Here is a 22,336-nt window from a genome sequence, read left to right on the forward strand (position 1 = left end):
ATGGAACAAGAGCAGAATTTTATAAAAAATGATGAAAATTATGAAGCCCCAAATGAAAAATCCTCATCAAAAAGTATTATGTTAATCTTATTGCTGTTCATATCTATAGTAGCAGGAATATGCTATTGGATTTATAACAGAAATAGTTCATATTATAATAATTACATTACAAATGTTTATAGTAACTCTGCCTATACATTAAGCAACTTTCAGATAAGCAATAAAAATGATATTTTAAACAGGTATAATATAAAAAAGAATTTAGATTATCTTATGGATATAAAATATGATGAGTATATAGCTCCTCATGTTAATAACTTCAATTCAATAATAAATAACAATCCATTATTAAATTTAGATACAAGAACATTAATTATTATATTTGCAGGAACTATATTAACAATTTTAGCTTCCATATTTTTATTCAGAGGAAAAGAATTAGAACCATCAGAAGGAAATACAGAAAATATTGAAATAGAAAACAACAAAAAAGGAGATACAAAATCAAAAGAATTTAATGATATAAACTCAAATGATATTATAGAAAACAATGATAATAAAATAATAAATACAAATTATGACGGTGATAAGGTTGTTCTTAATAATTATTATAAATACAATAAAAATGGAGATAATGTCCTTTGGAATGTTGTAAAAAAAGACAAAAATAAAATAAATGAAGAAAATGATATAAAAAAATTATCTATTATGGCATTAAGAGAAATAGAATCAGGAAATGATGAAAAAGCAATTAATTTGTATACAAAAATCCTAGATATAGATAATGAAAATGTGCATGTTCTAAAAAACAGAGCATTGGTTCAAAGCAAAAAGTATCAAGAAACTTCTGATAACAAATATTTTGATTCTGCTTTAAAAGACTATAATCAAATTATCAATATTAATACACTTCAAGAAGAAGATAATACAGATGCTCTTAAAGACAGGGCTGTACTTTATACAAAAAAATATCATTATACTTCAGATGAAGAATATTTTAATTTAGCTTTAAATGACTATAATAAGGTTATAGAAAATAATGATAATACAGATGATTTAAGTACATTACTTATATATTCAGATCTATATAATGAAAAATACAAAAATACACATGATAAAAAATATTTTGATATGTCTTTAGATAATTACAACAAAGCCTTAAATATAGATAAGAATAATACATCTATCTACATAAATAGAGGATGGTTATATTTAATTGATTATCAAATTTCTAATGATATAAAAAGTTTAAATAATGCTAAAAAAGATATTGAATACGGACTTAATATAGAAAAGAATAATTTTTATCTATTAAATAACAATGGTATAGCATCTCTTTACAAATATAAATTAGAAAAACAAGTAAAACTTTTAAAAGAATCAGAATTTAATTTTTTAAATTCAATAAAAAATAATAAATCTATTTCTGTACTTGCAGAAAGCTATTATTATTTATCACTAGTTTATGAAGAGTATTCAAAACTATCAACCATTACAGCAGAAAAAATGAAAGAATACACAGAAAAATCTAAACATTATTTAGATGAAGCTGTAAAGTTAGGTTATAAAGATGCTGTAAAAACTGCAAATTAAATAAAAATAAATTGGAGAAATTATGACTGTAGAAGAGTTTTGCAGTAAATATACTGTAAATAGAGAAAATACAAATTCAGAAAAATGGGAAACTATTAAAGATAAAAGATTTAATGCTTCAGGACTTACTCCTATGTGGGTAGCAGATATGGAATTTAAAGCTCCGGATGAAATATTAAATGCATTGCATGAAAGAGTATCTCATGGAGTATTTGGATACACAGTTATTTGGGACAGCTATTTTGAAGCTTTCTTTAATTGGCAGAAAAACAGATACAATATATTTTTACAAGAAGATTGGATTTTCTTCTCTACGGGTTTGGTTACGGCTTTATATTGGCTTGTAAATGCTTTTACAAATAAAAATGATAGTGTAATAATACTTACGCCTGTTTATTATCCTTTTTCAAATGCAGTTAAAGATAATGAAAGAAAATTAATAACTGTTGATTTAAAAAATGATAATGGAATATTCTATATAGATTTTGATATGCTTGAAAAAAAGATTATAGAAAATAAACCTAAACTTTTTATTTTCTGCAATCCGCATAATCCTGTAGGAAGAGTTTGGACTGATGAAGAAATAGATAAAACTTTTGATATATGCAAACGCCATAATGTTTATATAGTTTCTGATGAAATACATCAGGATATTAATTTAGGTATTAAACCTTTTCTATCTGCCCTATCCATAAAAAATAAAGATAAATATATTGACAGATTAATAGTATTAACTTCACCTTCTAAAACATTTAATTTAGCATGCCTTTTAAACTCTCATATAATAATACCAAATGAAGATATGAGAAATACATATACAAAATACATAAATACAATAAATAAAACAGAGCTTAGTTTAATGGGTATGATAGCAGCTGAGGCAGGATATAGATATGGAAGTGATTGGCTTGATGGTTTATTAAAAGTTATTAAAAGAAATTATGAATATATAAGAGATGAATTCAAAAAAGAAGTACCAGAAATAGTAACTTCCCCTCTTGAAGGAACATATTTGCCGTTTTTTGATTTAAGAAATATAATCAATAAAAACAGAGTGAAGGAGTTTATACAGGATGACTGTAAAATAGCTGTAGACTTTGGAGAGTGGTTTGGAGATAATTTTAAAGGTTTTATAAGAGTTAATATAGCAACAGATTTTAAATATATAGAACATTTTGTAAAGCAAACTGTTTGGCATTTAAAAAACAAAAGCTATAAATAATTCATTCACCGCTTACTCTGCTGCATATACCTTCTAGTATTATATTATAATCTTTTGTATTTTCTATATTAAGAAGATGTCCTGCATTTTCTACAATAAATAAATCTTTATCCGGTGCTGTTATAGTTTCAAAATATTTTTTTACTAATACAGTAGGAACCTGCCAATCATTAGCTCCGCATATAAAAAATATAGGTATATCAAAGTTTTTAAAACTGCTTGTATCATAGTCTATCAAATAATTTATTATATTCTTATTCAATTTTAATGTAGAATTAAAAACATCTTTAAATGAAAAAACAGGGCTTTTATGAATAATAGCTGAAAGTTTATCATTACCTTCATAGTATCCGGCTAATTTATATTTTGCCTGAACTTCTCTAAAATCTTTAAACATCTTAAAAACATTATCTTTATTTATACAATATGGATAATCATGCAGTTTATTTAATTTATCAATATATTTTTTATTTCCGCTTTTTTTAACAATATCAAAACAATAATCAAAACCTATCTTCTCCCCTACCCTAAAACTCACAACCTGTCCCATTCCTATATATGCAGAAACATAATTTTTATATTTCTTTATAAACTCCATTCCTAGAACACTACCCCATGAATGCCCTAATATTATAATATGCTTAGTATTATATTTAATTCTTACATAATCAATAGTTTCTTTCAAATCATTTATAAGCGTTTCTAATGTTATACTATCCGGTAATGATTTGTTTTTTATTTGAGTTTTTCCTGCACCTCTTTGATCATAATAAATTAAATTATAATTCTGAGTATTTGAATGCATTTTATATAAAAAATAACTTTCGGTTTCTCCAGGTCCTCCATGAAGAAATATCAATGATGTATTAGATTTCTTTGGGTAATGTATAAAATACTGCTTTATGTTATTTATATCAACATATTCTTCAAAAAACTCATCCATTTATTATGATCCTATTATTTTATATATTAATTATATAATATAAATAATAATTACTGTCAACAATTTTTATAGTAATACTAAAAATATGTATTTAATATTTAATTAAATTTTATTTTTTAATGTATTTTTTAGCATTTTCTAAAATATTCACAATATCATTATAGCCTTTTGATCTTGCCATATCTAAAGCTGTTCTATCTCTATAATCTTTGGCATTAATATTCGCACCTTTAGAAATTAAAAGTTTTATAATTTCAAGATTGCCATTTTGTGCTGCATACATTAAAGGTGTTTGATATTGATAATCTCTTGAATTTACATCGGCTCCATTTTCTAATAAAAATTCTGCAGATTCTAAATTATTAAAAATCAAAGCATGCATCAAAGCATTAATACCATAAGCATCTTTATCATTAATATCAACATACCTCATCAACTCCTTTATTCTTTCAATATCGCCTTTTTCAGCAGCTTTAAAAAACCTATCTTTTGCTAATGCTCTATCTAAAGAATTATGTACTTCTTTATCTTTTTTTACAATTTTATTTCTTTTCACTTTACTTACATATTTAATATAATTGCTGGCAGTAAATACAAAACTAAATGATAATATCAAAACAAACAGTATAATAAATACTTTATAATTCTTTTTTAAAAGAAATATTACAGAGTTTAGTATAAGTAATAAAGCTATGATATTAATAGTATAAAATAAACTATTTCTATTATAAAATATCATCATTGAAAAAGAATAAATAATAATATTGACAGATGCAACAATGATAATAACTGCAAATATATTTATTATAGCTTTTAATCTATTACTCACCATTGATTTATTATAAACTAAAAATCAATTAAATAAATAATCCAAATAATGCTCCTTATTTATATACTCTTTTATATTATTATAATCAATATTTATATACTCTTTTATATTATTATAATCAATCAATATTTTTTCATATCCATCATTTTTCATTACTATAACCCCAATATCAGTAATAAGAAATATTAAACTATTTATATCATTATAAAAATTATTTGGAGCATTATATTTTTTTAATAATTTTTCAGTATCGTTCACTAAATCTTTCAAATAAGGAGTAACTAATTTTTGATTATTCAAATCATAAATAAGAGAAACATTATTTATAATAATTTCTTTACTGTTTTCTATTTTAGTAAGTCTTTTATATATACAAATAGTTTTTTCATCACAGTATAATATATTAAAAGCATATAAATATTTAATTTGAATAAAATATTTTCTTAATTCAGAAACAGAATTTTTTTTCAAAAATGAATTAATTTCATCTGAAAGCTCATTTTCTTTTTTATACTGAAAATCTTTTGAAAAACTAGATTCACCGTTAATATCAGAATTTATTTTTTCTTTATTATCTATAAATACATAATAAAAATTAAATAAATAACTAAGAATTACGCTTAATTCTCCATAGTTTTTTAAATATCCAAATTTGTATATATTAAATTTTTTTATATTTATTTTAGGTTCATCTATTAATTCAAAAACTCCTTCTATTTTTTTGGAATTAATATCCATAACATATTCAATCTTTGAAAGATTTTCAGTTTTTAAATTTATCTCTGAAATATTTTTTCTTTTTAAGCTTATAAATTCTTCTTCAGTATAATAATTAAAAATTTCTATTTTACTGCTGTTTCCTGCAATTTTATAAATACCAAAAAAATCTGCATTATTTATAAAAATTTTACCAGTATACAAATAATGAATACCTTCATCAATATTTTCAAATTTATTGCAGTAAATGTATATATTATTAATCTTATCTTTAAGTATGGTAAAAATTATATCCTTTATATAAAAATAAGGACGATATTTATTTTTCATTAATAATTTAAAAATAATAATTAAAATAATAATAGAAATAATCAAAACAAAATATTCGTTATATAATATACTTTTCATCTATTAAACCTCATTTGCTATTATAATGTATCAAGTCTACAAAAGTTATAAGTCCTATAAACTTTATTGAAAATAAGTGATAAAAATAATTTCTGAAAATAAAATTAATTAATATAATTTATTCTTTATTGTAATGGTATTTGCAAGAAGTGATGATTAAATTATCATTTTCTATATGATAAACTAATCTATGCTCTAAATTAATTCGTCTGGAATATATATCTTTTTTATCATATTTTAATTTTTCAGGCTTACCTATACCAGAATATGGATCTCTAATAATATCTTTAATAAGTTCATTAATCTTCTTTACAATCAATTTATCATTAGATACCAGAACATATATTCCTGCCAAGCTCTTTCATTAAAAACTATTTTCATTTTTCAAACTCTTCAAGTTCTTCTAAAGTCTTAACTATAACTTTTCCATTAGCTTCCATATTAATGGCTTCATCAAGATATTGCTGTTCTTTTATCATATTAATAATTTTTGTTAGATTTTCTTCTGGCATATTATCTATAATATTTATCAATTCTTCTTTTACTGTCATAATTCTTCCTTAACAATTACTCATTAATAGTATAAATAATAATTAAAACAAAATCAAATTTTTAATTATTATTTATACAATATAAATTAATTAAATAAATAAGCCAAATAATGATCTTTTTTTATATAATCTTTGATATTCTTATAATCAATAAATATTTTTTCATATCCTTTTTCTTTCATTACTATAATAAATGAGTCAGTTATACCAAAAATTAAATTATCTATATTAGAATAAAAATCACTAGGGGTATTATATTTTTTTAATAATGCTTCAGGATCATTTACTAAGTCTTTAAGATAAGGGCTTATTAATTTTTGACTTTCCAACTCAAATGTCATAAACATATTATCTATTTCAGAAAGTTTTAGATCTTCCAGCTTTGAAACTCTTTTATATAAAGATATTGTTTTATCATCATAGTATAATATATTAAAACTTTTAAACTCTTTAAGTTCATTATAATAATCATCATAATTATCAATATAATTTAATATACTCTCATCCATTAATGATTTCCAATGTCTGTTTTTAGACTCTTTTACATACGATTCAACTATATCCTTATTTTCATTTATTTTATCTTTCAAAAACTCATCTGAAAACTCTCTAACTCCATTAATAGATGAATTTATTTTTTCCTTTCCATTTATAAAAAGATAATCAAAATTAAATACATTGCCAGAGAATATTCTCTCAGAACTGAATAAAATACTTTTGTCATTATACAAACCCAATATGTCTGTATTATGCAGTCTTATTATTTCTGCTTCATCTTCTCTTATAATTTCAAAAGTTCCTTCTATTTTTACAGGCTCTCTTAAAGTTTTTTTATATTATCACCAACATAGTCAACGATACTGTCATAAGGCTTAAACTCAATAACATACTCAATTTCTGATTTTGATGTATCATCTAATTTTGTCTTGAATTTTATTTCAGCAAAAGTTTCAGGCTCATATCCATAAGATCTATTACCCTCTGATGAGTGTTTATTAATTAAAATTGGATTATCTTTATCATAATAATTATTAACTCCTATTCTTTCAGATGAAAAGTAAACATCATTTATAATAAAGCCATTATCATTATTTATATATACTCTTCCTAGATATGGAAATACATTATCTTTAGGCAAGTATAAATCATTATAATCATCATTTTTTTGTGTTCATAAGCATAAACATATATATTGTTAACTTTATCTTTAAGCATGAAAAAATTATTTTTATAAAATTTTACAGGATTTTTCTTAGCCTTATTTTTAGGTATATTAATAATTATTATGACAGCAGCTACTAAAATCACTACTGCCAGCAAAATTATTATATCTTTATCTATAAATTTAGTTATTAAATTTTTCATTGTTTCTATGTTCTCCTATTATTGTTATGTTCGCCTACGCCTATAATAAGCTAGTGAGTAAACTCACTAGCTGGCTTCGGCTCACTTATTAATTGTTATACTAGTATTGCCTGAAAGTACCTCTATACTGACTTTGTCCGCATTTTGCGAAGTATAGAGAATGGCTCTGCGCGCTTTTATTATTGTTATGTTCTCCCACACGAAGTGCTATATTTTAACTTAAACTAATAGTTTATACCTAAACAAATATATTTTGTCAATTTTATTTTTTATATTGTTATTGTTTTCGTGGACTAGCCCCCGAACCACCACTTCTTTTGTTGCCACAGGCGAAGCCCGCCTACGGCAAGAAGCAAGAAGGCTATATTTGGGCTTTAATTCAACAAATTATCTTACATGTAAGACAATTTTAGTATGATTTAATACTAATTTTATCCTTGCACTTTTTGCAACTTTTTGCGGCGGGAAAAAGTTGAATAAAAAATTAACAAACTTAAAATTTTAAGTGTATATTCGCATTTTATATTTTACACTATGCACTCCGCATTATATAAAAATTAATTATAAAAGCAATTATTGCCTATCAAAAAAACTAAATAAAGAATGACTTCTATTTAAATAATTTTTTAAATCAGCTGAAGAAATAAATATTCTATTTGCAATTTTTTCATGTGCATTTTCTAAATCATAATCCTCATCGCTAAGAATTAGATTTGTGTATTCAGGCATTACTATAATTCCCGTATCTGTTAAAAGAAATATTAAACTATATATATTGTCATAAAAATAGTCAGGAACTACATATTTAGACAATAATTCTTTACTATCAGCAACTAAATCTCTTAAATAAGAACTTATACTTTTTTCTCCGTTTAATTCAAATATAAAAGAATGATTCTTTACTGCAGCTTCATTTCTTCTTTCATCTGCTTTTACAGTTCTTTTATATATACATATTAATTCGTCATCATAGTATAATATATCAAAGCATCTAAAGTCTTTAAGTTTCTTATAATATATAATACCAATTTCATCAGCATAATAGCCTTTATTTTGGTCATAATGATGGAATTTTTCTATAATAAGCTCTTTATTTTTTAATTCTTCTTCAAGTTCTCTTCCTTTTTCTTCTTTAAAATTTTCATCAAAATTGTAAGCTCCGCTGATAGCTGAATTTATTCTTTCTTTTCCTCTAATAAAAGGATAATTGAAATTAAATAAATAATTAGTGAGCATTTTTCTTACTTCATCCATACCTAAGTAAGATGAATCTAATACCTTTGTAAAAGTAGTCTGTTCTACTGGAATATAAAAATCTTTTATTTCTATTTCAGGCTTTCTAATAACTTCAAAAACTCCTTCTACTTTTCCTCCTTCAATATCCATAGTATATTCAATTTCTGATGTTCTTTCATAATCGAATTCTCTTTTGAATTTTATCTTTAATAAAATTTCTCTAACTTCTTCTTTTGAACTCCAATTATCAAACTTAAATTCTCTCTTCCATAAAAAATCATATGTTAGTTCATCATATTTAAATTGCTGTTTTTCTAGTCTTTCAAAATATTCCATATCATAATTGCGGTAAACATTAATTTCATTATTATTTAATTCATTAGTTTCGCGAATTACTAATTTATCTCCTGTATTTATAAAGATTTGTCCTGTAAAAGAAGCAAAATATTGACGTGCAAATTGATCGAAGTCTATCTCTAATAAATTATCAAGTTTCAACTTATGTTTTTTGTACCAGTAATTATAATTATTATCATCTTTATATTTATAGCAATTAATATATATATTATTTACTCTATCTTTCAGCATAAAAAAACTTTTTTCATATACAGATATTTTGTTTTTAGCATACCATTTCTTTGCTTCCTTTTCAATTTTAAATAAAAAATACACATAAATTACTCCTGCTACAAAAAGAATCTGTAAAGTATAATTAACAAGTATAAACTTTAATGTTTCTATATTATCCATTATAATAAATACTATAATATATAATATCATAAATACTCCTTATTATTACTATGCTTGCATCGCCTAAAAATACCTCTATACTGACTTTGTCCGCATTCTGTGAAGTATAGAGGTGGCTCTGCTCGCTTTTCGCCGCCACCATATAATACTTACTTTGTGCTTATTTGTTATGTTCCTCTTTTATTGTTCTTATATAACTTAACTACAAATATATATAAAAATTAATTATCAAACTAATTCTTTTCTATTAAAAAAATTAAATAAATAATGAGTTTCATTTAAATAATTTTTTAAATCATTTGATGAAATGAATATTCTTTCTGCAGTTTCTATATTTGGGTTTTCTAAACACTCATCTCCATTATCAAGCTTCATATTTGGATATTCAGGCATAACTATAATACCTGTATCTGTTAAAAGAAATATTAATTTATTTATATTATTATAAAAATTATCAGTAAGTTCATAATTAGATAATAATTCTTTACTATCAACAACTAAATCTCTTAAATAAGAACTTATACTTTTTTCACTCTCCAATTCAAATATAAGAGAATGATTTTTTACAATAAGTTCATTAGTTTCTTCATCTACTTCTACAGTTCTTTTGTATATGCATATTAATTCATCATCATAGTATAATATATCAAGACATCTAAAGTCTTTAATTTTCATATAATATGCAATACCAGTTTCTTCTAAAATACCAGAAAATTTATCTAAAATAATATCTTTATTTTTCAATTTCTCTTCAAGCTCTTTTCCTTTTTCTTCTTTGAATCTTTCATCAAAATTGTAAGCTCCGCTGATAGCCATATTTATTTTTTCTTTTCCTCTAATAAAAGGATAATTGAAATTAAATAAATAATTTGTCATCATTTTTTCTATTTCACAAGAAGCAGGTATGGCTTGCTGTTCAATCGGAAGATGAAATTGTTTTATTTCTATTTCAGGTTTTCTAATAACTTCAAAAACCCCTTCTATTCTTTTGTTCTTAATATCTATAGTATATTCAATTTTAGATGTTTTTTCATAATCTAATTCTTTTCTGAATGTTGCTATTGTCAATTTTTTTCTATTGTCTGCTTTTGGCCAAAATTTACGAAAACGACGGAATATTTTTGGCTCACTAAGAGAGCGTTTTTTTTCATGTTGGTTTAGAAACATTTTATTGAAATATACAGTATCATAATGATGGTAAACTATAATTTTTTCACTAAGTAATTCAGTAGTTTCATTAATTATTAATTTATCTTCATCATTTAGAAAAAATTGACCTGTAAAAGTATCGAAATATTGATGTGCCAAGATATCAAAATGGAATATAGCTTTGAATTTTAATACCAGCTTAAGTTTTCGGAGGTATTTATCATACATCTTTTCATTTATAGTATCATAGTTATATTTATAGCAATTAATATATATATTATTTATTTTATCTTTCAGCATAAAAAAATTTTTTTCATGTATCCATAATTTATTTTTAGGGTACCATATATTTACACTTATAAGCGAATATAACATATAAATAGCACCTATAACGTAATAACCAACAATAGCAGTAAGAATAACAATAGCAATAGCATATATTACATTATTAGTTATAACATTAAATATAGATATTATATTTTCTATCATAAAAACTCCTGTTGTTGTTAGGAATAAACTCGCTTAATATAAGCTGACAACTAAAGTTGAGAGCTGCTAGTTTATTTGCTTTAAAAATTATAATTTGTAATACTAATAAAAATATAAAAAAATTATGTTTTATTATCATTAAAATACAAAATATAAAAATTAATTATCTCCTACTAAAAAAATTAAATAAATAATGACTTTTATTTAGATAATTTTTTAAATGCTCTGTAGGTATAAATATTCTTTCTGCAATTTCTTCATATTCATCTGCAGAATCATTAACATCTAGATCAGGATATTCAGGCATTACTATAATTCCTGTATCTGTTAAAAGAAATATTAATTTATTCATATTATTATAAAAATTATCAGTAAGTTCATAATTAGATAATAATTCTTTACTATCAGAAACCAAATCTCTTAAATAAGAACTTATACTTTTTTCACTCTCCAATTCAAATATAAGAGAATTATTCTTTACCATAGCTTCTTTACTTTCTGCATCTGCTTCTACAGTTCTTTTGTATACGCATATTACTTCATCATCATAGTATGATATATCAAGGCATCTAAAGTCTTTAAATTTCCTATAATATATAAGACCAATATAATCTAAAGGACAGAATATATCAAAAAGAGCATTTTTATGGTTCAATTTCTCTTCAAGTTCTTTTCCTTTTTCTTGTTTGAATCTTTCATCAAAATTATAAGCTCCGCTGATAGCCATATTTATTTTTTCTTTTCCTTTAATAAAAGGATAATTGAAATTAAATAAATAATTAGTAAGCATTTTCTTTGTTTCATCAACTCCCAAACCATCATATTTGTAAGACAGTTTATCAGGAAAACTCATCTGTTCAATTGGAATATAAAATTGTTTTACTTCTATTTCAGGCTTTATAACTTCAAAAACTCCTTCTATTTTTTTATTTTCAATATCCATAGTATATTCAATTTTAGATGTTCTTTCATAATCTAATTCTTTTCTGAATGTTATAGTTGTAAGTTTATCTCTTACATCTTCTTTTGAATACCAACCCTCAAATTTAGGTTTATCATTTGGATTAAATTCATAATATTGAAAAGGGGTTTCTATTTTGTATTGTCTGTAATATAAATCCTTAAAATATTTTTTGTCATAATCATGATAAACCGGCATTTCATCTATGTATAATTTACTAGTTTCACGAATAATTAATTCATCGCCGTTATTTATAAATATTTGACTTGGGAAACGGTCAAAATATTCATTTGCAAAACCGTCAAATTGTCTTTTGATTCTACTTTCATCTTCTGCCCAATTATTGTTTAATGATAGTATATCCTCCATTTTAGAATGGTGATCGTTAAACCATTTGGCATAAGCATTATCTTTATATCTATAGCAATTAATATATATATTATTTATTTTATCTTTAAGCATAAAAAAATCTTTTCCATCTACTATTATTTTATTTTGAGAATACCATTTTTTTGAACGCTTTCTTATATACATAAAAATAATATAAAAAATAACAATAAAAACTAAACCTATAATAAATTTAGTATTTTCATTTTGATTCAAGAGAAAATCAAATATATTATCTGTCATAATAAACTCCTATTGTTGTTATGTTCGCCTCAGCTTAATATAAGCTAGTGAGTAAACTCACTAGCTGGCTTCGGCTCACTTGTTTTACTTGTTATGATTGCTAGCAATAAACTCGCTTAATATTAGCTGACAACTAAAGTTGCCAGCTGCTAATTTATTGCTTTAAAAATTATTTTTGTTGCTATGTTCGCCTTTTATTGTTGCTAGCAATAAACTCGCTTAATATTAGCTGACAACTAAAGTTGCCAGCTGCTAATTTATTGCTTTAAAAATTATTTTTGTTGCTATGTTCGCCTTTTATTGTTGCTAGCAATAAACTCACTCAATATGAGCTGACAACTAAAATTGCCAGCTGCCCGTTTATTGCTTTAAAAATTATTTTTTATTTTTATACTCGCATTTTATTATTTTTTTTTGCGATATGCATATAAATCCATTATTAAAAAAATAATAAAGTGAATAAAATTTTAAAATACAATTTTTCATATAACTTCCTATAGTATGGTATTATAAAAAAATATTTGATTATGTCAATACATACGTAATTTTTTAAATTTACCGGTTTTTTTTATTATTTTTTTGCAAATTTACAATACGGCAAACTGTAGTATTAAATCATGCAAATTATATATTATATAAATAAGTCAATTGAAACTACACTTTAAAAAACAAATTTAACTAAAAAATTTCAATTAATTAAACAAATAAGATAAATAATGATCTTTCTTAATATGATCTTTTATATCGTCTAAAGGGATAAATATTTTTTTATGTCCTTTATCATTCATCAATATAATACCAGCCTCTGTTATAAGGAAAAGTAAATTATCTATATTATTATAAAAATTAGAATTATGTTTTTTTAATATTTCATCAGCATTATTAACAAAATCTTTAAAATAAGGACTTATTAATTTTTCATTATCTAAATCAATTATGAGCGATATATTATTTATTATAAGATTATTATCAGATTCTATTTTAGAAAATCTTTTGTATACGCATATTGTTTTATCATCAAAATAAACTATATTATCAGCATTATAAAAATCTTTAAGTTTGTCATAATATTTAATTTTTATATCATTAAATAAAACTTTATCATGTTTCTTTAAAATCTGTTCAACATTTATCTTCAATTCGTTTTGTTTCTGAGAATATGGTTTATTATCTCCGTTTATATATGAATTAATTTTATCATTGTTTTTTATATTGAAATGATATAGATCAAATAAATAGCGAAGAATATTTATCAAATGATTAGATTTTGCTATCTTTTTAAATATTAATTTTAAATATTCTACCTTAATATCAGGATTTCTATTTACTTCAAAAACTCCATTCATAATTTTAGAATCAGATACTTCCATAATATAATTAATTTCATTTTTATCACTATTTATAAAATCATAAAGAGAACAATCAAATTTTATGATAGCTTTTTCATTTCTTTCTATAATAATATCATACCAGCTAAAATATTCTTTATCATTTTTTTTATTATCATTAAAATCATAAATAGAAATATAATTATCCATAAAATTACTGAGTATATTATAATACCCTTTTATCTTATCATTATTTATAAATATATTTCCAAAACAACCACTAATTACAGATAATAGTCTGCCATAATAACCATAACAGTAAATATACATATTATTTACTTTATCTTTAAAAGTTATAAACGTTACTGTCTTTTGATAAATATCAGGAATATATCTTTTTTTATATGCTTTAATAAAAATAATAATAATGGCTATAAGAATAGCTATAAGAATTAAATATTTACCAAATACCAATTTAAAATAATATAAAAAATTATCAGTTTTAGCTCCGTTTAAAACCAATATAGCTGCTATATCTTTATTACCTTTATCAAGTGCTATTTCAAGCCCTTTGTCTAAATCCATTTTGAATTTATTTCCAAAGAATAAAAATTTCTTTTTTAATAGACTTTTTAAGATAAACTCATTTTCTTTATTAACAGCTAATAAAAACTCATCATTTATATCATCATCGTTTTTATAATGTTTCAAAATAATTTCAACAACATCATAAGCATAATTATCTACAGCACTGTAAAGAGCTGTTTTACCATTAATAGATTTTTGATAAACATCAGCATTATTTTCAAGTAAGAACTCTATTATATCAGGTTTGCCATTATATTTTGAATAAGTATAAAGCAAAGTATATCCGTCATATACTCCGTTTATATCATACTTTTGTATAAACTTCTTAACAGCTTCTAAATTCCCATAACCTTCTGCAGCATTTTGATATCCATATTCTAAACTATCTATTCCTATAACATTATATTTTTTATAAAATTCTATTTTTTCTTTTAATACTTTTTCTGCTGCCTCTTTAAACAAGTTTTCCATATATTCTTTAGGTTCTTTTGCCATTTCTTTTAATTCATCTTCATTTGTAAACATTTTATCAAAAAGATTTTTATAGTAATTAGTATCATATTCCTCTGAGTACAAAAAGAAAGATGTAAATGTTAATAAAACAAAAGAAACAATTATTCTGCAGATATTTTTTTTCATAAACTCTCCCTCTATTTAACAAATAATAATATATTACTATGATAAGCACGTCAAGTATATGAGAATTATTTGACAAAATGATTCTTTTATTATACTATTTTTTGTATAAATATAAAATCCTTTTTAGGGGTTATTATGTTCAAAGATGAGTTAAATTCTGTATGCAATGCCTCATTAACAAAAATAAATCTATTAAAAAATAATATACTAGGCTACTTTACAGCCTCAATGCTTGCCGGAATATATGTCGGTCTTGGAATAATGCTTATATTCACCATAGGAGGCTTGCTTGCAGATTTCAGCGGAACTAAAATAATAATGGGAGCTTCTTTCGGAATAGCATTAAGTTTAGTTGTGATTGCCGGAGCAGAATTATTTACAGGAAACAATCTTGTAATGATAATTGGATTATTAAATAAAAAAGTTACATTTTCTGATACAATAAAAATTTGGATAGTAAGCTATTTAGGTAATTTATTAGGTTCTATAATTTTAGGTTTACTATTTTATTTAACAGGACTTTCTACAGGAGCTATTGGGGAGTTCATAGTAAAATCAACTTTAACAAAAATGACTTTATCACCCCAGGCATTATTATTTAGGGGAATATTATGTAATACATTAGTATGCATTGCTGTATGGTGCAGTTTCAAATGCAAATCAGAAAGCGGAAAATTAATAATTATATTTTGGTGTTTATTTGCATTTATAACAAGCGGTTATGAGCATAGCATAGCAAATATGAGTTTAATGACTGTAGGATTATTAACCCCGTCAGAACTTAATGTTAGTATTTCAGGATATTTTTATAATTTATTTTTTGTTACTATAGGAAACATGATAGGAGGCATATTTTTAGTTGCCATTCCTTATCATCTTATAGCAAGAGATAAAAAAAATATTAATTTATAGGAGTATATCCGGTTTCTTCGATTAAATACTGACCTTGTTCTGATAATATAAAATCTATTAGTTTTTGAACATTAGGATTTTCTTCCAAAGCTCTTTTAGTTGTTATAGTATAAAAATCATTAGCTAATTTGTATGTTCCATTTTTTATATTTTCTCTGTTTGGCTCTATATTATCAATAGATATAGTTTTTATTTCATTATTCTTTACCATTTCTGTTGCATAAAATAAAAATGAATAACCTATAGCATTTTTTCTATTTCTATACTCACTTACTATATCTATTACCTCAAACATTCCTCCTATTGTTGTTTCTGTATCAGGTGCCATTATATCATTCTCAGCATTCATTGAAGCCATAAATCTTATAAATGCACTTTGACTTCCGCTATATTTATTTCTCTGATAGGCTTTTATTTTCATGTTATCTCCGCCTAATATTTTCCAATTATTTATTTTTCCTGTGTATATGTATTTTATATTTTCTTTTGAAAGATTATATATTTTATTTTGAGAGTTTACAAAAAATACAAATGCCTCCTTTCCTATTGGCGTTAATATAAGCTCCCTATTATTTGTTCTAGCTTCTTCTATTTCTTCATCTGAAGGTGCAGCACAAAATATTAAATCAACCTTATCATAAATAAGATTAATATAAGCATCATGTGTTTTTGAACATAAAACATAAGCTGTATCATAACTGCTGTTTGTTGCTCTGCCATAATTAGTTTCCATTACTCCATCAGTATTAGTTTCTATATATTCTTTAAACGGTACATATTCTAAAAACATATTAGTATATTCATTATTTGTAAATGTTAGCTTATAGACTGCATTTGCAAATGATGAATAAAGAGGAAATAAGGCAGTAGCTCCGTCTAATCTTGGAAAATTATTTGTTATTATTAAACTTGGTTCATTTGTGAGTTTCGCTATTTTTGAATTAGTATCATTTCTAATATCATCAAAAGGATAATATAAATAAAGTCCTATATCATTACTAACTCTTGTAATTTTCTTTTCATAATTATTATAAAGAATGATAGAAAATATACTTATAAATAAAACTATTGCAGTAGATGAAAATATAATGATAAATCTTCTATAGCTCTTTTTTATAAATAGCATAATAGAATTTACTATGAAAACTATAGAAGCTATAATTATAATATATGCAATATTCTGTTTAAAAAGTATCATTATTAAAGAAATTAAAATTGATAAAATAGAAATAGGTATTAAAATAATAGCAAGTACACCCATACCTGCTTCTAATTTTTTATTCACAATGTTTTCCTAAGTAATTTTTTAATCACAATTTATAATATAATAAATAAAAATAATTATCAATATACATTTATAATAAGTGTTATATTTATATAATTAGAAATATTTTATATTGCTATTCAAATTTGAAATATTATTAATAAAACATTTTATTATATTATTCGTATAACATAATAATTCAATTTCTGATATCATAGAAGTAAATATGTCATATATGTTTTAAAATACAAATTTACCATTTAAGAAATATACAATTCTATTAGTATCAACTAATATATTATTTCCATTCATTTATTATTTATTTTTGAAATTCTAATGGATATTATTTAAACCACAGTTAAAATTATTTAAATCATTTTTAATAATTTTATTTTGTTTACCTAATAATAAATCATAAAAATCTATTATCTGTTTTTTGATTTCTTATCCATACAGACAAATCCAAAATTTCCATGAGAATTTCCTATAAAATAAGTTACTCCTCACCTATACTCATAGGCATAATAATATAATAATAATCCTCTCTTTCTATCTCTTTTACCATAGTAGGACTAGAATCTTTATTAACCATAAAAGTAACTATTTCAGAATCTATTTGTTTAATAACATCTTGAATATAAGTATAATTATATGCAATTGAATGCTCTTCTCCTGAGTATTTTATATCAATCTCTTCTAAAGACTCACCCATTTCTTGGTTTATACCTTTTACTTTTAATGACTCTTCAGAAACAGTTAATATCATTCTCTTTGAACGCACATCATTTATCATAGGAACAACACGTCTTATGGCATCAAGTAAATCATTTTTGTTTACTCTAAAACTGTAAGCAAACTCTTTAGGTATAACCTGTCTGAAGTTAGGATATTTTCCTTCTATAAGACTAGATACGAAATCATATTTACCAACTTGGAAATAAACCTGCTGACCATCAACACCCATTTTTACTTGCTCTACCTCATCATAGTTAGCAGTTACTAATATTTCATTTAATACCTTAGGCTCTATAATTATTGAAAAAGAACCGCTTTCTACTCCTTCAAATTCTCTTTCTATTACAGCCATTCTTCTGCCGTCAGTAGCAACAGCAAGAAATTTAGAATCAGTTTTCTCAAAACAAATACCTCTTAGAGCAGGCTTAAAAGGCTCTTTAGCTATTGAGCTAATAGTTTTATTAATCATTGTAACCAATTCTTTTGTAGGAAGCATTATATAATTAATATCTCCATTACTCTCAGGATAAGCAGGAAAATCATCAGTTTTCATACCAATAATTAAGTGTTTTGTTTTTCCATTTTCAGATTCTATATTTATTTTTTCATTTTCTTCAACATTTATAGTTATAAGTCCATCAGGCATCTCTTTCAATATTGAACTTATTTTTTTTGCATAAACAGCAACAGAACCCTCGCCTTCGCAGTCATCAAGTATTATTCTGCTTCTAGCCCAAACTGATCCATCAGTAGCAGTTAATGTAAGCATATTGCCTGCAAGATGAAAAAGTACATTACTTTCTATATTATAAATTACTTTACCTTCAACAACATTTTCTGTAACACCTATAGATTTTACTATATCCTTTTTTAAACATCTAAATCTCATTGCTTCCTCTTAATTTATGTATTTTTATATTAATCTTTAATTTGCAATAATTATAATAGTAGATTTTAATTTTAACATTAAAAAGTATTTTTTACAATATTTTTTTATATTAATGCAGCTGCTAAAAATATCATAGATTCGATAAATATTCGTATATATCTTTATATCCTTCATACTGTGCTATATCTAAAGGAGTAAGAGAATAATCGTCTTTAATGTTAGTTTTTGCTCCTAATTCTATAAGAGCAGCAACAGCATCATATTTATTATAATAAACTGCCCAATGAAGTGCTGTTCTGCCATTATTATCTGTCTCATCTATATTATCAGTATGGTTTGCTATTTCTTTTATTATTTCTTTATCACCGTTAAACACAGCATACATTAAAAGGGTTTTACTATCATTATCTCTAATCTTATAATCTATGTTATTCCTATTATCTCTAATAAGTTTTTTTATATCATTGATAGTTAATTTTCTATCTTCATTCAAAAAAGATTTCATTATAACAGTAAGTCCGGCATCATCAACTTTATTTATATCATTTGTAAAATTTAATTGTTCATTATATTTCTTTTCATAAGTAATATGTAATATCACAATTAATGTAATGAATATAATAAATACCAATATGAATATATTATTTGAATTTTTTTCTTTTGTCGATATTTTTTTTATTGTATTAGATTTCTTTTTTTTCATACATATATACTCATACAAAATATATTTTATATTATAACTTTAATGTAATTAAAAACAATAAAATACACTTGAAAAAATTATTTTTTATCCTATACTCAATATAGTAGTATTCTAAACAGTAATATACAATTAAAGGAGATATAAAATGGAATTATTGGCTCATATTTTAGCAACTGAAACAGATGAGGAATTTATTAAAAAGCTGTTAAGCGAACTCTTTACTAAGGATGAGCAAGATATGATACAGCAAAGGCTCAGGATAGTCACCTTACTCAGGAGAAAAATGCCGCAATATGAAATAGCGAAACATCTTAATGCAAGTCTTTGTTCTATAACAAGGGGTGCTAAAGAACTAAAAAAAGATGACAGTGCTTTAGCTATAATAGTAGACAAATATTTAATACATGATAAAAACTTTCAAGAATCATTATCCAAATCACAGTAACAACAAACTAATCTCATCAATATAATTAAAATAATACTTTTTTATAGATAAATACTCATTGGATATATTAAAATATTCATTGTTATTATTTACTATTTTTTGGTATTTTAAATAAAAGTTTTCATTAAACATGCAATTATATTTATTTATATTTATTCCTTTTACTGTTCTAAGTGAAAGGAATATAAATTCTTTTTTTCTAGTATCTTCATCTAAAAATTCTTTATCTTTTACTGGAAGTTTATAATTATATAAAAAATTAAAATAATCTTTAAGTATTTTAACATTTTCATATCTTGTATTATCATAACATCCAACAGCAGACACTCCCAAACCCAAATAATCTTTTAATAACCAATAATTACTATTATGAATAGATTGAAAACCTATTAATGAAAAATTTGAAACCTCATATCTAATTAATCCCAAATTTTCCAATGTATCAGAAGCCTTTTTATAATATATTACAGATTCTTCATCGCTTGGAAGTATATCCAACCATTTTTTTTTCAATGATTCTGTAAGTTCCAAATAATAAAGAGAGGCATGTTTTACTTTAGGAAGCAAGTCATAAGAGAATAATATATCATCTTTAATTTGATTTTCTGTATTAAGAGGCAATCCGCATATAAAATCAAGAGAAATATTTTTTAAAGATGATTTATTTATTAATCTAAGTGCATTTATAATATCTCTTTTTTCAGTATGCCTATTTATAATAGATAAGCTTTTTTCATTGAATGTTTGAATTCCAAATGAAAGCCTTATATTAGAAACCGATTCTAAAAAACTAATATATTCTTTGTTAATATCATTAATATTGCTCTCTATAGTTATTTCTTTAATATTTTTAATCCCGTTATGACTATAAATTATATTTAATACATTATCCAATAAATATTTTAATAAATCAGCACCTAATACAGAAGGAGTCCCACCCCCCAAATATATAGTCTCAATTTTTTGATTATAATTTTTTATTCTCAATTTAAATTCTATAATCAATGCCTCTATATATTTTTTATATATATCTTCACTGTTCATGTTAACAATAGAATAGAAATTACAATAGCTGCATTTATATGTACAAAAAGGAATATGTATATAAAGTCCCGACATTAAACTATTTTAAGAAATCTTTTAAAGAATTATATTTTTGAGAATGCATCTTTCTTAACGCCTTTTTTTCTATCTGCCTAATTCTCTCTTTTGTAAATGAAAACATTTCACCTACTTCTTTTAAAGTTTTTCTTTCTTGATCTATACCATATCTAGCATTTATTATCTGTTTTTCTATATCTGAAAGATTTTCAATAGCAACTTTTAATTCTTCCATAAGCTCTTTGTTTGTGATTATATCTTCTACAGTTTTGGAAGTTTTATCTTCTATTGTATCTATAAGTCTATCTTTCATGCCTTCATAATTATATTCGCCTTCGAGAGAAATATGATCTGTACTCATAGACATAATATGAAGTATATCATTAGGATCTTTTTTTAAGATTGCCGCAAGCTCATTAACATCAGGAGTATATCCGCTTTTATAATAATATTGATGTACAGCACGCTCTAAATCAACCAAATCCATAGCTTTATTTAAAGGAAATCTTATTAATCTTGATTTTTCATTTATAGCTCTTAATATACTTTGTCTAATCCAATATACTGCATAAGAAATAAAATGATATCCTTTATCTGGGTCAAATCTGTCTGCTGCTATAATAAGACCTAAATTACCTTCGCTAATTAAATCCTCTAATAAAAGCCCGCTGTTTTTATATTGTTTAGCAATAGTTATAACAAATCTTAAATTACTTCTAATAAGTTTTGAACGAGCTTCAGCATCACCTTCTTTAAGTCTTTTTGTTAATTCTATTTCCTCTTCACGAGTTAACAATTTTTCTTTTTTGGCATCTGCAAAATATAAGGATATATTATTTTGTTCCTCTGTATTTGATTTTAAACTGCTATCTGCCATAATATTATACCC

Annotated in this window: 18 protein-coding genes and 1 pseudogene; 4 read left to right on the forward strand and 15 right to left on the reverse strand. The window is 23.8% G+C overall.

The genetic code is table 11. The features are described from left to right. Together T324_RS0109085 and T324_RS0109090 are read left to right on the forward strand one after the other, a co-directional pair. Positions 1-1,593 carry a tetratricopeptide repeat protein gene (locus tag T324_RS0109085; protein WP_028329964.1) on the forward strand — a complete coding sequence of 531 codons (1,593 nt, stop codon included), beginning with the start codon at positions 1-3 and terminating at the stop codon, positions 1,591-1,593. Positions 1,594-1,615: 22 nt separating this feature from the next. Beyond that, entirely contained in the window at positions 1,616-2,815 is a 1,200-nt protein-coding gene (locus T324_RS0109090; protein WP_028329965.1) for a MalY/PatB family protein, read from the forward strand. Between the two features lies 1 nt (position 2,816). On the opposite strand, the gene T324_RS0109095 is transcribed toward T324_RS0109090, so the two are convergent. The 10 genes and pseudogenes from T324_RS0109095 to T324_RS0109155 all read right to left on the reverse strand — a co-directional run bounded on the left by T324_RS0109095 (position 2,817) and on the right by T324_RS0109155 (position 15,398). Beyond that, a complete protein-coding gene (locus T324_RS0109095; RefSeq protein WP_028329966.1) occupies positions 2,817-3,758 on the reverse strand; it encodes an alpha/beta hydrolase in 942 nt (313 codons plus the stop codon). A 109-nt stretch (positions 3,759-3,867) separates the two neighbouring features. Further along, positions 3,868-4,590: an ankyrin repeat domain-containing protein gene (locus T324_RS17740; protein ID WP_051436826.1), complete on the reverse strand. Its 723-nt coding sequence runs from the start codon at positions 4,588-4,590 to the stop codon at positions 3,868-3,870. A gap of 21 nt (positions 4,591-4,611) precedes the next feature. After that, positions 4,612-5,712 carry a hypothetical protein gene (locus T324_RS0109105; RefSeq protein ID WP_028329967.1) on the reverse strand — a complete coding sequence of 367 codons (1,101 nt, stop codon included), beginning with the start codon at positions 5,710-5,712 and terminating at the stop codon, positions 4,612-4,614. A 118-nt stretch (positions 5,713-5,830) separates the two neighbouring features. Then, on the reverse strand, positions 5,831-6,067 hold the full coding sequence (locus tag T324_RS17080) for a Txe/YoeB family addiction module toxin (protein ID WP_245580672.1): 237 nt from the start codon (positions 6,065-6,067) through the stop codon (positions 5,831-5,833). 22 nt (positions 6,068-6,089) lie between these two features. Further along, a complete protein-coding gene (locus T324_RS18130; RefSeq protein ID WP_169730110.1) occupies positions 6,090-6,263 on the reverse strand; it encodes a hypothetical protein in 174 nt (57 codons plus the stop codon). Between the two features lie 86 nt (positions 6,264-6,349). Then, positions 6,350-7,628 (reverse strand): annotated as a pseudogene (locus tag T324_RS17085) (hypothetical protein). A gap of 573 nt (positions 7,629-8,201) precedes the next feature. Continuing rightward, entirely contained in the window at positions 8,202-9,644 is a 1,443-nt protein-coding gene (locus T324_RS0109125; protein WP_425387425.1) for a hypothetical protein, read from the reverse strand. Positions 9,645-9,842: 198 nt separating this feature from the next. Beyond that, positions 9,843-11,252 carry a hypothetical protein gene (locus T324_RS0109135; protein ID WP_051436827.1) on the reverse strand — a complete coding sequence of 470 codons (1,410 nt, stop codon included), beginning with the start codon at positions 11,250-11,252 and terminating at the stop codon, positions 9,843-9,845. 163 nt (positions 11,253-11,415) lie between these two features. Next, complete coding sequence (locus T324_RS0109145) at positions 11,416-12,843, reverse strand: hypothetical protein (RefSeq protein WP_038375160.1); 1,428 nt, start codon at positions 12,841-12,843, stop codon at positions 11,416-11,418. 692 nt (positions 12,844-13,535) lie between these two features. Then, entirely contained in the window at positions 13,536-15,398 is a 1,863-nt protein-coding gene (locus tag T324_RS0109155; protein ID WP_028329971.1) for an ankyrin repeat domain-containing protein, read from the reverse strand. A gap of 135 nt (positions 15,399-15,533) precedes the next feature. Between T324_RS0109155 and T324_RS0109160 the strand changes: the two genes are divergently transcribed. Continuing rightward, positions 15,534-16,310 carry a formate/nitrite transporter family protein gene (locus tag T324_RS0109160; protein ID WP_028329972.1) on the forward strand — a complete coding sequence of 259 codons (777 nt, stop codon included), beginning with the start codon at positions 15,534-15,536 and terminating at the stop codon, positions 16,308-16,310. Here T324_RS0109160 and T324_RS0109165 read toward each other — a convergent pair. The 3 genes from T324_RS0109165 to T324_RS0109175 all read right to left on the reverse strand — a co-directional run bounded on the left by T324_RS0109165 (position 16,300) and on the right by T324_RS0109175 (position 19,901). Further along, positions 16,300-17,595 carry a PstS family phosphate ABC transporter substrate-binding protein gene (locus T324_RS0109165; RefSeq protein ID WP_245580673.1) on the reverse strand — a complete coding sequence of 432 codons (1,296 nt, stop codon included), beginning with the start codon at positions 17,593-17,595 and terminating at the stop codon, positions 16,300-16,302. The genes T324_RS0109160 and T324_RS0109165 overlap by 11 nt on opposite strands. A gap of 475 nt (positions 17,596-18,070) precedes the next feature. Continuing rightward, positions 18,071-19,198 (reverse strand): DNA polymerase III subunit beta, encoded by a 1,128-nt coding sequence (dnaN, locus tag T324_RS0109170; RefSeq protein WP_028329974.1) that lies wholly within the window; start codon positions 19,196-19,198, stop codon positions 18,071-18,073. Between the two features lie 130 nt (positions 19,199-19,328). Then, on the reverse strand, positions 19,329-19,901 hold the full coding sequence (locus T324_RS0109175; protein WP_028329975.1) for an ankyrin repeat domain-containing protein: 573 nt from the start codon (positions 19,899-19,901) through the stop codon (positions 19,329-19,331). Between the two features lie 145 nt (positions 19,902-20,046). Between T324_RS0109175 and T324_RS0109180 the strand changes: the two genes are divergently transcribed. Further along, on the forward strand, positions 20,047-20,346 hold the full coding sequence (locus tag T324_RS0109180; protein WP_028329976.1) for a Trp family transcriptional regulator: 300 nt from the start codon (positions 20,047-20,049) through the stop codon (positions 20,344-20,346). On the opposite strand, the gene hemW is transcribed toward T324_RS0109180, so the two are convergent. Both hemW and T324_RS0109190 read right to left on the reverse strand, forming a co-directional pair. Beyond that, positions 20,338-21,465 carry a radical SAM family heme chaperone HemW gene (hemW, locus tag T324_RS0109185; RefSeq protein ID WP_028329977.1) on the reverse strand — a complete coding sequence of 376 codons (1,128 nt, stop codon included), beginning with the start codon at positions 21,463-21,465 and terminating at the stop codon, positions 20,338-20,340. The genes T324_RS0109180 and hemW overlap by 9 nt on opposite strands. Positions 21,466-21,469: 4 nt before the next feature. After that, positions 21,470-22,324, reverse strand: a complete 855-nt coding sequence (locus T324_RS0109190; protein ID WP_028329978.1) for a sigma-70 family RNA polymerase sigma factor — start codon at positions 22,322-22,324, stop codon at positions 21,470-21,472. Positions 22,325-22,336 lie beyond the last annotated feature (12 nt).

Source organism: Brachyspira alvinipulli ATCC 51933 (assembly GCF_000518245.1).
GTDB classification, from domain to species: Bacteria; Spirochaetota; Brachyspiria; order Brachyspirales; family Brachyspiraceae; genus Brachyspira; species Brachyspira alvinipulli.

Excerpts from the sequence above, each read along its gene's own strand:
- T324_RS0109155 (WP_028329971.1), bottom strand. The coding sequence starts at position 15,398 with ATGAAAAAAAATATCTGCAGAATAATTGTTTCTTTTGTTTTATTAACA.
- T324_RS0109135 (WP_051436827.1), bottom strand. The coding sequence starts at position 11,252 with ATGATAGAAAATATAATATCTATATTTAATGTTATAACTAATAATGTA.
- T324_RS0109105 (WP_028329967.1), bottom strand. The coding sequence starts at position 5,712 with ATGAAAAGTATATTATATAACGAATATTTTGTTTTGATTATTTCTATT.
- T324_RS0109090 (WP_028329965.1), top strand. The coding sequence starts at position 1,616 with ATGACTGTAGAAGAGTTTTGCAGTAAATATACTGTAAATAGAGAAAAT.
- T324_RS0109190 (WP_028329978.1), bottom strand. The coding sequence starts at position 22,324 with ATGGCAGATAGCAGTTTAAAATCAAATACAGAGGAACAAAATAATATA.
- T324_RS0109160 (WP_028329972.1), top strand. The coding sequence starts at position 15,534 with ATGTTCAAAGATGAGTTAAATTCTGTATGCAATGCCTCATTAACAAAA.
- T324_RS0109095 (WP_028329966.1), bottom strand. The coding sequence starts at position 3,758 with ATGGATGAGTTTTTTGAAGAATATGTTGATATAAATAACATAAAGCAG.
- T324_RS17740 (WP_051436826.1), bottom strand. The coding sequence starts at position 4,590 with ATGGTGAGTAATAGATTAAAAGCTATAATAAATATATTTGCAGTTATT.
- T324_RS0109180 (WP_028329976.1), top strand. The coding sequence starts at position 20,047 with ATGGAATTATTGGCTCATATTTTAGCAACTGAAACAGATGAGGAATTT.
- T324_RS0109085 (WP_028329964.1), top strand. The coding sequence starts at position 1 with ATGGAACAAGAGCAGAATTTTATAAAAAATGATGAAAATTATGAAGCC.
- dnaN (WP_028329974.1), bottom strand. The coding sequence starts at position 19,198 with ATGAGATTTAGATGTTTAAAAAAGGATATAGTAAAATCTATAGGTGTT.
- T324_RS0109145 (WP_038375160.1), bottom strand. The coding sequence starts at position 12,843 with ATGACAGATAATATATTTGATTTTCTCTTGAATCAAAATGAAAATACT.
- T324_RS0109175 (WP_028329975.1), bottom strand. The coding sequence starts at position 19,901 with ATGAAAAAAAAGAAATCTAATACAATAAAAAAAATATCGACAAAAGAA.
- T324_RS18130 (WP_169730110.1), bottom strand. The coding sequence starts at position 6,263 with ATGACAGTAAAAGAAGAATTGATAAATATTATAGATAATATGCCAGAA.
- T324_RS0109125 (WP_425387425.1), bottom strand. The coding sequence starts at position 9,644 with ATGATATTATATATTATAGTATTTATTATAATGGATAATATAGAAACA.
- hemW (WP_028329977.1), bottom strand. The coding sequence starts at position 21,465 with ATGTCGGGACTTTATATACATATTCCTTTTTGTACATATAAATGCAGC.